General features: G+C 66.2%; 12 protein-coding genes and 1 pseudogene. 9 read left to right on the top strand and 4 right to left on the bottom strand.

Annotation, left to right across the window (positions count from 1 at the left end):
• The first annotated feature begins 34 nt into the window (after positions 1-34).
• Positions 35-877 (top strand): helix-turn-helix domain-containing protein, encoded by an 843-nt coding sequence (locus tag ACFYOW_RS00180; RefSeq protein WP_387282943.1) that lies wholly within the window; start codon positions 35-37, stop codon positions 875-877.
• A 72-nt stretch (positions 878-949) separates the two neighbouring features.
• Positions 950-1,561, top strand: a complete 612-nt coding sequence (locus ACFYOW_RS00175; protein WP_387282942.1) for a dihydrofolate reductase family protein — start codon at positions 950-952, stop codon at positions 1,559-1,561.
• A 104-nt stretch (positions 1,562-1,665) separates the two neighbouring features.
• On the opposite strand, the gene ACFYOW_RS00170 is transcribed toward ACFYOW_RS00175, so the two are convergent.
• Positions 1,666-2,892 carry an alpha-hydroxy-acid oxidizing protein gene (locus tag ACFYOW_RS00170; protein WP_387282940.1) on the bottom strand — a complete coding sequence of 409 codons (1,227 nt, stop codon included), beginning with the start codon at positions 2,890-2,892 and terminating at the stop codon, positions 1,666-1,668.
• A complete protein-coding gene (locus tag ACFYOW_RS00165) occupies positions 2,889-3,692 on the bottom strand; it encodes an SDR family NAD(P)-dependent oxidoreductase (protein WP_387282938.1) in 804 nt (267 codons plus the stop codon). Before ACFYOW_RS00165 ends, ACFYOW_RS00170 begins: the two co-directional genes overlap by 4 nt.
• Positions 3,693-3,871: 179 nt before the next feature.
• On the opposite strand from ACFYOW_RS00165, the gene ACFYOW_RS00160 reads away from it, so the two are divergent.
• The 5 genes from ACFYOW_RS00160 to ACFYOW_RS00140 all read left to right on the top strand — a co-directional run bounded on the left by ACFYOW_RS00160 (position 3,872) and on the right by ACFYOW_RS00140 (position 10,112).
• Entirely contained in the window at positions 3,872-5,224 is a 1,353-nt protein-coding gene (locus ACFYOW_RS00160) for an enolase C-terminal domain-like protein (RefSeq protein ID WP_387282936.1), read from the top strand.
• Positions 5,221-6,303, top strand: coding sequence for a sugar ABC transporter substrate-binding protein (locus ACFYOW_RS00155; RefSeq protein WP_387282934.1), 1,083 nt, complete (start codon positions 5,221-5,223; stop codon positions 6,301-6,303). Before ACFYOW_RS00160 ends, ACFYOW_RS00155 begins: the two co-directional genes overlap by 4 nt.
• A 73-nt stretch (positions 6,304-6,376) precedes the next feature.
• Complete coding sequence (locus ACFYOW_RS00150) at positions 6,377-7,855, top strand: sugar ABC transporter ATP-binding protein (protein ID WP_387282932.1); 1,479 nt, start codon at positions 6,377-6,379, stop codon at positions 7,853-7,855.
• Complete coding sequence (locus tag ACFYOW_RS00145) at positions 7,852-8,877, top strand: ABC transporter permease (protein ID WP_387282930.1); 1,026 nt, start codon at positions 7,852-7,854, stop codon at positions 8,875-8,877. The genes ACFYOW_RS00150 and ACFYOW_RS00145 overlap by 4 nt, the downstream gene beginning before the upstream one ends.
• Before the next feature lie 2 nt (positions 8,878-8,879).
• On the top strand, positions 8,880-10,112 hold the full coding sequence (locus tag ACFYOW_RS00140; RefSeq protein ID WP_387282928.1) for an aldo/keto reductase: 1,233 nt from the start codon (positions 8,880-8,882) through the stop codon (positions 10,110-10,112).
• A gap of 22 nt (positions 10,113-10,134) precedes the next feature.
• On the opposite strand, the gene ACFYOW_RS00135 is transcribed toward ACFYOW_RS00140, so the two are convergent.
• Positions 10,135-10,803 (bottom strand): FadR/GntR family transcriptional regulator, encoded by a 669-nt coding sequence (locus ACFYOW_RS00135; RefSeq protein ID WP_355187316.1) that lies wholly within the window; start codon positions 10,801-10,803, stop codon positions 10,135-10,137.
• 41 nt (positions 10,804-10,844) lie between these two features.
• On the opposite strand from ACFYOW_RS00135, the gene ACFYOW_RS00130 reads away from it, so the two are divergent.
• The gene (locus ACFYOW_RS00130) at positions 10,845-11,726 is read left to right on the top strand and encodes an amidohydrolase family protein (RefSeq protein ID WP_387282925.1); all 882 of its coding nucleotides are present in this window, start codon (positions 10,845-10,847) and stop codon (positions 11,724-11,726) included.
• The gene (locus ACFYOW_RS00125; protein WP_387282923.1) at positions 11,723-12,580 is read left to right on the top strand and encodes a fumarylacetoacetate hydrolase family protein; all 858 of its coding nucleotides are present in this window, start codon (positions 11,723-11,725) and stop codon (positions 12,578-12,580) included. Before ACFYOW_RS00130 ends, ACFYOW_RS00125 begins: the two co-directional genes overlap by 4 nt.
• 50 nt (positions 12,581-12,630) lie before the next feature.
• On the opposite strand, the pseudogene ACFYOW_RS00120 reads toward ACFYOW_RS00125, so the two are convergent.
• Positions 12,631-12,828, bottom strand: a pseudogene (locus ACFYOW_RS00120) (hypothetical protein); the annotation flags it as partial.
• Positions 12,829-13,046 lie beyond the last annotated feature (218 nt).

The raw sequence follows: 13,046 nt of genomic DNA, 5'->3' as shown, positions 1-13,046 counted from the left end.
AGCGCCGTGGGCGGACTTCGACAAAACTGGCCCTATGCGCTACGTCGGCCGAGTCCCTGCGCCGCCGGTGGATCGGTTCATCGACGATATCTACTGCCTGACGGGGATGCCGCGGCACCGACGGATGAACGTGCCGCCGATGCCGTCTGCGCATTTGTTTCTCAACCTGGGTGGGCCGATTCGGCTGTGGGATTCGGATTCCTCGGTGGCGCCCGCCCTGTTGGTCGATGGATGGTTCATGGGCGTGTGGACCAGGCGGTTCGTGGTCGAGTATGCCGACTGGGTGCGGGTTGTGGGGGTGCATTTCAAGCCCTGGGGGCTCTCGCCGTTCATCGGTATGCCCGCGAGCGAACTGCGGGACCGATGGGTGCCGGTCGATGCTGTCTGGCAACGGTCGGTGGAGCGAATCCGAAATCAGGTCGGTGATGGCACGTCTGCCGATGAGATGCTCGGGGTGGTGGAGCGGGAGTTGCGTTCGCGGCTGCCCGAGGATTGGCCGCGGGGCCTCGACCTGGTCCGGCACACCGGCACCAGGTTGGCGACCTCGCACGGCACGGTGCCGGTCGGCGCGTTGACGGACGCGATGGGCGTGAGCGGCAATCACCTTGCCGAACAGTTCAAGTCACATGTCGGGATCACCCCGAAGCCTATGGCGCGGATCTACCGATTCGCGCAGCTCATCGTGTCCATCGACGCCGAGCGCCCGGTCGACTGGGCGGAGGTGGCGCACTCGGCGGGCTACTTCGACCAGGCGCATTTCAGTCGTGAGTTCAGGGCCTTCACCGGCCGTACCCCGACCGAATACTTGGCCCTGCGTCGCCGGTTCCCTGTCGATCGAGGCTTCCCGCCGGATCTCGGCCCGATGCCCGCCGATTGATTTTTTACAAGCCGCGCCGCGCCGCGCCCGACAAGATCGGATAGGACAACGCACGAGCCTCGAGGAGCATCGGTGGGTACCGTAATCATGCACAACGTCGTCTCGGTAGACGGTTTCATCGCCGACAAGAACGACGACGTCGGCCCGCTGCACGACTGGTACTTCAACGGTGACACGCCCATCACGGCCGGCATCGACGAAAAGTTCGACCATTCCGGAACCGGCAGCCGCTTCAAGGTCTCCGCCGCCTCAGCCGAATACGTTCGCGCCATGTGGGAATCGATCGGCACCATCATCATGGGCCGCACCCTCTTCGACCTGGTGAACGGCTGGGAAGGCCGCCCGCCCGCAGGCGATCACGTGGTTGTCGTCTCACACCGTCCCAAACCCGAAGGCTGGCACCCCGAAGCCTCCTACCATTTCGTCGACGACGTGACCGCTGCGGTAGCCAAGGCCCGCGAACTGTCCGGCGACCGAACCATCGCCGTGAACGCCGGCGAGGTAGGCGGCCAGATCCTCGCCGCCGGCCTCGTCGACGAAGTAGCGATGGACGTGGTACCGGTCGTATTCGGTTCCGGCAAGCCCTATTTCGGCAGCATCGACGGTCAACACCGACTGGAAGATCCGCACTTGATCATCCATGGCGAGGGCGTACTTCACCTGAAGTTCCGAGTCCGCAACTAGCCCGTACGCACGGGCAACTCGCGCACAATGCCACTGCGGTCTACACGCTCAAACGTGCCGTCGCGCTAGCACCGGAGTCGTCGGGCATCGCGGAGCGGTGCCGATTACCTCGGGCGCTGGTAAAGCAGGCGGACGTGGGCGGGTTCGAGTTCTTGTATGGAGCCGACGCCCAGGAGTTTCATCGTGCGTGTGAGCTGAGTGCGGAGGATGTCGATGGCGCGATCTACGCCTGATTCGCCTCCGGCCATCAGGCCATAGAGATAGGCGCGGCCGATCAGGGTGAAACGGGCGCCCAGGGCTAGCGCGGTGACTATATCGGCGCCGTGCATTATGCCTGTGTCCAGGTGGATTTCGAGGTCGTCGCCTACCTCGTGGACCACCGAGGGGAGGAGGTGTAGGGGGACCGGGGCTCGATCCAGTTGGCGGCCACCGTGGTTGGAAAGGACTATGCCGTCTACGCCCAGGGCGGCGAGGCGTTTGGCATCGTCGACCGTTTGGACGCCCTTGACGAGGATTCGCCCCGGCCAGCGGTCGCGGATCCAGGTCAGGTCGTCGAAGTCGACGGTGGGGTCGAACATGGCGTCCAGGAGGTCGGCGACGGTGCCGGACCAGCGGTCCAGGGAGGCGAAGGCCAGGGGTTCGGTGGTGAGGAAATCGAACCACCAGCGGGGTTTTCGGATCGCGTCGAAGGCGCCCGTGAGGGTTATCGAGGGTGGGACGGTCATGCCGTTGCGCGCGTCGCGGAGGCGGGCGCCGGCTACTGGGACGTCGACTGTGACTACCAGGGTGTCGAAGCCTGCCGTGGCGGCGCGGTCGACCAAGGCCAGGGAGCGGTCCCGGTCTTTCCACATGTAGAGCTGAAACCAGTTACGGGCCTGGGGATTGGTGGCGGCGGCCAGGTCTTCGATGGCTGTGGTGCCCATGGTGGAGAGGGTGAAGGGGATTCCGGCTCGGGCGGCGGCTCGGGCGCCGGCGACTTCGCCTGCGGTGTGCATCATGCGGGTGAAGCCGGTGGGGGCGATGCCGAAGGGCAGTTGGGAGGGTTTGCCGAGGATGGTCGTGCTGGTGTCGATGTCGGCGACGTCGCGGAGGATGGCTGGGCGGAATTCGATGTCTTGGAAGGCTTGTCGGGCCCGCTGGAGGCTGATTTCGGCGTCGGCGGCGCCGTCGGTGTAGTCGAAGGCGACCTTGGGTGTGCGTTTGCGAGCCAACTCGCGCAGGTCCCAGATGGTTTGGGCGCGAGCGAGTTTGTGGTCGAGGCCACCGAAGGGGCGCTCGAACTTCACCAACGGCGCGAGGTCACGGTATTTCGGGATGCGGCGTTCGGTCACCGGATCGAATTCTCCTGTTGCTCGGCGATATTCGGGCGGCCATTGGGCGTACGCAGCCGGAGTGAGTGCATGCCGCCGTCTACTTCCAGCATGACGCCGGCGGTCGAAGCCGCGTGTGGTCCGGCGAGATACAACACGGCGGCCGCGACTTCTTCGGGGCTGACCAGCCTGCCGTGCGGCTGACGCGCTTGGAGCGCAACGAGTTCCGCGGCAGGATCAGGGGCAGCGGCGAGCAGGCGTTGCACCCAAGGGGTGTCAACCGTGCCCGGATTCACGCAGTTGACTCGAATTCCTTCGGAGAGGTGATCGGCCGCCATGGCGCGCGTCAGTGCGAGGATCGCGCCCTTGCTGGCACTGTAGGCCGCGCGGTTCGGCAGGCCGGTGGTGGCGGCGATCGAGCAGGTGTTCACGATCGCGGCGGCGGGCGAGCGGCGCAGGTGAGGTAAAGCGGCACGGGAAACCCGCACGGCACCGAGCACGTTCACGTCCAAGACGCGTTGCCACTCGTCGTCGGTATTGTCCTCGACGGTTCCCTGGGCACCGATGCCCGCATTGTTGACCACGATGTCCAGGCGGCCGAATGCGTCGGCGGCGGTCTCGATGGCCGCGCGCACCGAATCGTCCTCGCACACATTGCATGCCAACGCCAGGCCATCGCGTCCGACCGGTGGGCCCGGCCGCAGATCCAGCACGGCCACCCGCGCACCAGCGAGGCCGAATGCGGTCGCGATCGCCCGGCCGATGCCGGATCCGCCGCCCGTCACCACGGCGGTCAACCCGTCCAACTCCCCGTAAGTCATACCGACCTCATCCGTGCACTGATCCGATGTTTACAGCTTCGGAAGATAACACCACTCGGCGAACGGAACCCTGCATTCGGCCTATTTCCTGGGAATTAGCCGGGATCAACAACCCTTGCGTTCCGAGACATCGGATGTATAGTCGTGACCCAGATCACTTCTGACAGCAAGGATCACGCATGGCCTTCATTACGGCGCTGGACACGCTGGATATTCGGTTCCCGACGTCGACCCAACTGGACGGCTCGGATGCCATGAACCCCGACCCCGACTATTCAGCGGCCTACGTGATCCTGCGCACCGACGATGCGGCGGTCCCGGACGGCCACGGCTTCGCGTTCACCATCGGGCGCGGCAATGAGGTGCAGCAGGCCGCTATCCAGGCCCTCGATCATCTGGTGGTGGGCCGCTCGGTCGACGAGATCACCGGCGATCTGGGCGGTTTCGCGCGTAGCCTGACCGATGATTCGCAGCTGCGCTGGCTGGGCCCGGAGAAGGGCGCCATGCACATGGCGATCGGCGCGGTCGTCAATGCCGCCTGGGACCTCGCCGCCAAACGCGCGGGAAAACCTGTGTGGCAGTTGGTGTCGGAGATGAGTCCGGAAGACCTGGTGGCGCAGGTGGACTTCCGCTACCTGACCGACGCCCTCACCCCCGACGAGGCCCTGACCATCCTGCGCGAGGCCGAACCGGGCCGGGCCGAACGCACCGAACGCCTGCTGGCCACCGGATATCCCGCCTACACTACCTCCGCCGGCTGGCTCGGCTACTCGGATGCCAAGCTGACCCGCCTCGCCCAGCGAGCGGTCGCCGACGGATTCGGCACCATCAAGATCAAGGTCGGCCGCGATCCAGACGAGGACGTGCGCCGGGTCATGCTCGCGCGACACGCCATCGGACCCGATATCGGCCTGGCCGTCGACGCCAACCAACGCTGGGGCGTCGATGAAGCGGCAGAATGGATTTCGCGGCTGGCTCCCGCCGGGCTGTCTTGGGTCGAGGAACCCACCAGTCCCGATGACATCCTGGGCCACGCCGAGATTCGCCGCCGTGTCGCGGGGGTGCCGATCTCCACCGGCGAACACGGCCAGAACCGCATCCTGTTCAAACAGCTACTGCAGGCGGGCGCGGTCGACATCCTGCAAATCGATGCCGCCCGTGTCGCCGGTGTCAACGAGAATATCGCAATCCTGTTGCTGGCGGCCAAGTTCGGGGTTCCGGTCATCCCGCACGCCGGCGGGGTCGGGCTGTGCGAGCTGGTACAGCACCTGGCGATGATCGACTACATCGCCATCTCCGGCACCATGCAGGGCCGCGCCATCGAATACGTCGACCATTTGCACGAGCATTTCCGCGATCCCGTCCGGGTGGCCGACGGACGCTATCTCACCCCGCGCACACCAGGTTTCAGCGCCGAGATGCTCCCGGACTCGCTCCGCGACTACACCTTTCCCACCGGCGCGGCATGGCTGGAGACGACCACCTTCTCAGCAGTACACCAGGTTTCGGCGAAGGAGCACGAACTTTCATGAACACCAGGATCATCGGCGCGGCAGTAGCCGCCGTACTGGTCGTCGCCGTGGCGGCCTGTTCCCGCGAACAGACTTCCGGCGGCGGTCCCGCCGTGGCCGTCGGGAAGGGCGCCGACAACGGTGTACTGGTCGGCGCGGACCAGCCGCGCTCGGACACCGACTTCTGGAGCGCGTACGCCGGGTATCTCGGCCCGAAGGCCGCCGCGGCCGGGGTGAGGCTCGAGAACACCTCCTCCGACAATGACTCCAACCGGTTGAAATCCAACGTGGACACGCTGCTTTCGAAGGACGTCAAGGCGATCATCATGGCGCCGCAGGACACCGCCGCCGCGAAACCGGCGCTCACCGCCGCCGCCAGTAGGAACGTGCCGGTGATCAGTGTCGACACTCGCCCCGACAGCGGCGGTGCGTACATGGTGGTGCGGGCCGACAACCGGGCCTACGGTGCGAACGCCTGCACCTACCTCGGCGAAACCCTGCACGGTACCGGGAAAGTCGTGGAATTCCAGGGTGATCTGGCCTCGATCAACGGCCGCGACCGCTCCCAGGCGTTCGCCGACTGCATGCGGACGAAATACCCGAATATCAAGGTGATCGAAATCCCCACCGAGTGGAAGGCCGACAAGGCCACCTCGGGCCTGCAGGACAAGCTGCTCACCGATCCGGATATCAACGGCATCTACATGCAGGCCGGCGGCGCATTCCTGCAGTCGACGCTGGCATTGCTCAAGCGTACCGGCAAACTCGTGAAAGCCGGTCAGCCGGGTCATATTTCGATCGTGTCCAATGATGGCATCAAGGCCGAGCTCGACGCCATCGACGCGGGCGATATCGACGCCACCGTCTCGCAACCCGCCGATATGTACGCGCAGTACGCCGCGATGTACGCGAAAGCGGCCGTGGACGGTAAGAAGTTCACTCCCGGTCCGACCGATCACGGCTCGACCATTGTCGACACCGGCGGCGGCCAGCTCGAGGATCAGCTCCCGGCGCCGGTCGTGACCCGCACCGGCGGCAAGGTCGGCGATATGGACACGGTGGCGAGCACCGATCCCGCGCTGTGGGGCCGCGGGCGCTGAACGGATCGACACCCTAGCGATGGAAACCGCAGTGCCCGAGATAGTTTCACAGCAACAACCGGATGGTCCACCGGTGGCCGAGGCGATCGGGGTGACCAAGCGGTTCGGCCGCAATATCGCGCTCGATCGCGTCGGATTGCGCGTCACCGCTGGCCGCACGCATGCGCTCGTGGGGCGAAACGGCGCCGGGAAGTCGACCCTGGTGTCGATTCTGACCGGACTCGCAGCTCTTGATGAGGGGGAGGTGCGCTTCCAGGGTCACCCGGCGCCTGCGCCCGCCGACCGGGATGCCTGGCGGTCCCGCGTGGCATGCGTCTACCAGCACTCCACGATCATTCCCGACCTGTCGGTGGCGGAGAATCTGTTCGTCAATCGGCAGGGTTTCGGTGGGCGCCTGGTCAATTGGCGCACGCTGCGGACGCGGGCGCGGGAGCTGCTGGATACCTGGTCGGTGCCGGTTTCGGTGGATACGCTCGCCCGCGAGCTGTCGGTGGAGCATCGGCAACTGGTGGAAATCGCGCGCTCGCTCTCGCACGGCGCGCGGTTCATCATTCTCGACGAGCCGACCGCACAGCTGGACGGTCCCGCCATCAAGCGCCTGTTCGCCAGGATTCGGGACCTCCAGCAACAGGGCGTGACCTTTCTGTTCATCTCCCATCATCTCGACGAGACCTACGAAATCTGCTCCGACGTCACGGTTTTCCGCGATGCCCGGCATATCGTCACGGCTCCGGTCGCCGAACTGGCCAAGCCTGCGCTCATCGCCGCCATGACCGGCGATTCGACGGATTTGGAAACCGCGGTGCCACGACAGGTCCCCGACGCCGCCCGCGCACCGGCATTGAAGGTGGAGAAGCTCACGCGCGTCGGCGAATTCGACGAGATCGACATCGACGTGCGCCCAGGTGAGATCGTCGGACTGGCCGGCGGCGGCAGCAGCGGACGCATCGAGATGGCCGAGACCATTGTCGGATTACGCAGGGCGGCAGGCGGATCGGTACTGGTGGCGGGCAGGCCGCTGCGCGGCGGCGGGGTGCGGGCGGCGCGCGAGGCCGGGATCGGATTCGTGCCGCGCGATCGTCACGAGGAAGGGCTGATCCTGTCCATGAGCGTGGCCGACAACGCCACCCTCACCGTGCCGCACAAGCTCGGCCCGTTCGGCCTGCTGTCACGGCGCAGCCGAGATGTGCTGGCGGGCACCGCCATTGCGGAACTCGATATCAAGACCGAGAGCCCGCAACAGAGCGTCGCCGAACTATCCGGCGGCAATCAGCAGAAGGTGGTGTTCGCCCGTGCCCTGGCCACCGAACCGCGAGTGCTGGTGCTGATCACCCCCACCGCGGGAGTCGACGTGCGCTCCAAGGAAACTCTGCGCGCGGTGGTGCGCGCCGCCGCCGATCGCGGCACCGCCGTCCTCGTCGTCTCCGACGAACTCGACGATCTGCGCGATGCCGACCGAGTGCTGGTCCTGGTGCAGGGACGGCTCACCGCCCGCTTCGACAAGGGCTGGAACGACCGCGAGCTCGTCACCGCCATGGAAGGACTGCTATGACCCGGACCGCGACCGAACCCGGTGCGCCCACCGCGGCCCCGCCGCACCGGGCGCGAATCCACGTGCGCTGGAGCGCATTCCGCGATCTGCTGCTGGTGCCGCCGATTCTGCTGGCGCTGGTGGTCGGATACTTCATCAATACCAACTTCGTCTCGACAGCCAATCTCACCAATGTGCTGAGCACCATGAGCGGTATTTCGCTGCTGGTGCTGGCCGAGGTGCTGGTGCTGGTGGTCGGCCGGATGGACCTCTCGCTGGAATCCACCTTCGGCCTCGCGCCGGGGGTGGCCATCTGGGTGACCATGGGCACCACCGAGGTCGGCGCGTTCACCTGGGCGTCGCCGTGGATGAGCATTCCGATCGCACTACTGGTGGGCGCGGCGGTCGGTGTGGTCAACGGCCTGCTGATCGTGCGCTTCGGCCTCAACGGGTTCATCGTCACGCTGGCGATGCTCATCGCCCTGCGCGGGCTGCTGACCTTCCTCACGTCCGGGTTCACCTTGACCAAGATTCCGGACTCGGTCGAATGGCTCGGCAATGCACGAGTTCTGGGCCTGCCGGCGAACGTGCTCATCGCCCTGGCATTGTTCGTGATCGGATATCTGGTGCTGAACTACACCACGGCCGGGCGGGCACTGTACGCGGTCGGCGGCAATGAGGCCGCGGCGCGAGCCGCCGGTATTCGCACCGATCGGGTGGTCATCGCCGTGCTGGTGATCGCCGGGGTGCTGGCCGCGGTCGGCGGGCTCATCTACTCCGGGCAGTTCGCCAGCGTCCAGGTCAGCCAGGGCGACGGGATGATCTTCAATGTGTTCGCCGCCTGCGTTATCGGCGGCGTGTCACTCAATGGCGGGCGCGGGTCGGTGGTGGGCGCGTTCTTCGGAATCCTGATTCTCACGCTGATCCAGAAGCTGCTGTCCTACGGCGGGGTAAGCGCGGATTCGCTGAAGTTCATCAATGGGGCGCTCATCCTCGTCGCCCTGGTCATCACTCGCATCGCCAGCGGACGGCGGCAGGAGTGAGCATGCGAATCGCCTTGCACACCAGACTGAAACCGGGTGCGGGGGCCGAGTACGAGGCCGCCCATCGCGCGGTACCGGCCGACCTCGTCGCGGCCATTCGCGCCGCTGGTGCGACCGGCTGGACCATCTGGCGCAGCGGGTTGGATCTGTTCCATGTCATCGACTGCGACAGCTATGACAAGCTACTGGCCGAACTGGCTGGTTTGCCGGTGAATATCGCCTGGCAGGCTCGCATGAGCGGGTTCACCGATGTCCCCCACGACTATTCGGCGCCGGAGGCCGGTTTGCCGGTGATCTGGGAGCTGAACCCGCGACCGCGCGCCGAGGTGGTGCTCGGTGGTGCGGGGTATGCCGGGCTGTACCGTTCGGTCGACGAGGACGCGGCGCAGGAGGCGCTGGAAGCGGCGTGGGCGGCCGGGATTCGGAGTTTCGATACGGCACCGCACTACGGCGGCGGGCTCGGCGAGGAGCGCCTCGGCCGGTTCCTGCGTGAGCGAAACCGTTCGGAGTTTACGGTTTCCACCAAGGTGGGGCGGTTGCTGTACGACGACCCGGACGCGCCCGACGGGGCCGATGAGTTCTACGGTGCGCCCAAACGGTCACGGCGGCTGGACTATTCGGCGAAAGGCGTACGGCTGTCGCTGGAGCAATCGCTGATTCGGCTCGGGCTGGATCGGGTCGATCGGATGCTCGTACACGACCCCGAGGCGCATATGGACCAAGCCCTGGGCGAGGCACTGCCGGAGCTGGAACGGATGCGGGACGAAGGGCTGACCGCTGGAATCGGTATCGGCGTCAACCACGTCGAGACCGCATTGCGGTTCGTGCGGGAGTCGGCCATCGACACCGTCATGATTGCCGGGCGGTACTCATTGCTGGACCGCCGAGCCGAGCAGCAACTGCTGCCCGAATGTGCGGAACGTGGGATCCAGGTGCTCGTCGCCGGGGTGCTCAATAGCGGAGTGCTGGCGGATCCCTTCCGGCAGGCCACCTTCGACTACCGCACTGCGGAATCCGCCGTCGTCACCCGCGCGCGGGACCTGGAGCGGCGGTGCACGAAATACAGTGTGCCACTGCGGGCGGCGGCCATGCAGTTCCCGCGGCGGCATCCCGCCGTGACGGCGATCGTGCTCGGGTCCGGTACTCGCGCGGAGATCGATGACAGCATTGCCATGCTCGATCTGCCTGTGCCGGAAGAACTCTGGTCCGAGCTAGAGGATCAGGCGCTGTGGTGAATCGAGCACCGCGATGAGCCGCTCACTCCACCGCCCGGCCCAGCCATTCCATCACCCCGGCCACATGCGCCAGCGCCCGCGCCTGCGCCAGTTGCGGGTCATGCGCGGCGATCGCGTCGCAGATGCCGCGATGCTCCGCGACCGTGCGCTCGAACGCGCCCTCCTCGGTGACGCCACGCCAGATCCGTGCGCGCGTGGTCGGCATGGACAGCGAATCCAGCAGCGAGGCAAGGACTTTATTGCCGGAAGCAGTGGCGATGGCGGCGTGGAAGCTCAGGTCGAGCGCGACCAGATCGGTCACCGACGCACTGCCGGGCTCGACCAGGGTGCGCAGGTGGGTGATCTCCTCGTCGGTCATGTGCTGCGCCGCCAGCGCGGTCGCGGCGGGCTCCAGAATCCGCCGCACGCCCAGGATGTCGAGCACGGAGTCGTCCTGATGAAACTCCAGCAGGAAGCTCATGGCGTCCAGCAGCGAATTCGGCTCCAGGCTCGCCACGAAGGTGCCGTCGCCCTGGCGCACGTCCAGGATTCGCACCAGCGAGAGGGCGCGCACCGCCTCTCGCAGCGAACTGCGCGACACCCCGAGCTCGGCGGCCAGATCGGCCTCACGCGGCAACCTCGATCCGGGCGTCAGATCGCCCGAGACGATCATCGCCTTGATCTTCGCAATCGCATCGTCGGTGACCGACAAACCGGTTCCTTCACTTTCGAGAATGTGAACACATGCCTCCGATGACTGTAGACGCACATGTGCATGTCTGGGACGTTCGAGGTGGAAAATTCCATGTCGAATACGACTGGCTGACAAATACATCCGATGTCTTGTTTCGCACCTATACGCTGGACGACCTCGACCCGCAACTGCCCGAGCACGATATCGCGGGGTTGGTGCTGGTGCAGGCGTCCGATTCACTGGCCGAGAATCGTGCGCTATTGGACGCGGCGGCGCACGCCCCCCGCCCGGCGGTCGTGGTCGGCTGGCTGCCGCTGCACGAACCCAGGCGGGCCGCCTTCGAGCTGGCCCGGCTGCGGCGGCCCGAGTACGTCGGAGTGCGGCACCTGATCCACCGTGACCCGGATCCGACCTGGCTACTGCGAGCCGAGGTTTCGGACAGCCTGGCCATGCTCGCCGAGGCCGGTCTGAGTTTCGACGCGGTGGCCGAGCGTTCCGATCTGCTGGCGCAGGTGCTGGCGGTGGCGGCCGAACATCCCACGCTCACAGTGGTTCTCGACCATCTGGGCAAACCGCCGATCGCGTCCGGCGACTGGCAGCCGTGGGCGGATCTGCTGGCCGCCGCGGCCGAGCAACCCAATGTGGTGGCGAAGATCTCCGGCCTGGCCACGGTGTCCAAGCCCGGATTCACAGCCGCCGATTGGCAGCCGTACGTCGATCACGCGCTGGCGGTGTTCGGGCCGGATCGGCTGATGGTGGGCGGGGACTGGCCGTTCACCCTGACCGCCGCATCCTATGCGGAGGTCTGGCGGGCCACTGTCCAGGTCCTCGGCGGACTTGCCCCGGACGATCGCGTCAAGGTGTTGTCCACGACGGCGCGGCGCGTATACCGGCTGTCCGCCGATGAGGCGGAACCCACCAATAAAGGAGCTAGTGCGTGAAATTGCAGCGGATCGGCGCGGTCGGCGCGGAGCGACCGGTCGTGGTCGACGGCGTTCAAACCTATGATCTGTCCACACTGACACCGGATATCGACGGCGCGTTCCTCGCCGCGGACGGCATATCGAAGACCGCGGCGGCGCTGTCACAGGGCCTGCTGTCGCCCATCGACCTCACCGGACAACGCATCGGCGCACCGATCGCGCGCCCGCAGGCCGTCTGGTGCATCGGCATGAACTATGCCGCGCACGCCGCTGAATCGGGAGCGGAACCGCCACGTACACCGGTGGTCTTCTTCAAGACACCCAATACCGTGGTCGGGCCGTACGACGACGTGATGATCCCGCGCGGGTCCGACCGGACCGACTGGGAGGTCGAGCTGGCGGTGGTGATCAGCCGCCGGGCGAGCTATCTGGGGTCCCCCGACACCGCCATGAAACATATTGCGGGCTACACCATTTCGAACGACGTCTCCGAACGCCGCTTCCAGCTCGAGGAATCCGGCGGCCAATGGTCGAAGGGCAAGTGCTGCGCGACCTTCAACCCCCTCGGCCCCGCCCTGATCCCCGCCGATCGCCTCGACCCGAAGGACCTGCGCCTGCGCTCGTGGGTCAATGGTGAACCGCGCCAAGACTCTTCGACGGCCGACCTCATCTTCGACGTCGCGTACCTGGTCTGGCACCTGTCCCAGTACGCGGTCCTAGAACCCGGCGACCTCATCAATACCGGAACCCCCGAAGGGGTAGCCCTCTCCGGCCGTTTCCCCTACCTGCTCCCCGGCGATGTGATCGATCTCGAGATCGACGGCATCGGGCGCATGCGCCAAACCTGCCGGGATTCGGCAGATATTCTGTGATCGTCGATGGCATGGGAGGCGCAGTGGTTGCGGCCATGCTTGTAGATGTAGCGGAACAGCACACCCATCAGCTCCGAGATGTTCATCGCGGGCGCGAACAAGTCGACGGCGTGGCCACCGGTCTTGCGCAGCGTCGGCGCACGCTCAACGACGGTGACCGAGAAGCCGTGCCGGGTAAGCCAATATGCCAGCACCGGACCGGCGATACTGGTGCCGGAGATGATGCCGAACAGTGGGACGAAGATCATGCCCATTCCCGCACCGGCCACCAGCAACGGCAACGGCAACGGCAGATCCCAAGCGCCGATCCCGGTTCCGGCGACATGAGGTGCCGCATAGGCCCAGGCTATCCCTACACCGAGGATGGCCAATCCGATGTGCAACGCGTGGCAGTAGGACTGGTCGCAGCGCATACCACGGCGGCTGTCGCGTCCGGCGGCGACCGGGATCCGGTGCTGGTGATCGG

Source organism: Nocardia sp. NPDC006982 (assembly GCF_042869435.1).
In the GTDB taxonomy this organism is placed as follows: Bacteria; Actinomycetota; Actinomycetes; order Mycobacteriales; family Mycobacteriaceae; genus Nocardia.
Note: the sequence above shows the minus strand (reverse complement) of the source record. Positions and strands in the feature narration are given on the sequence as shown.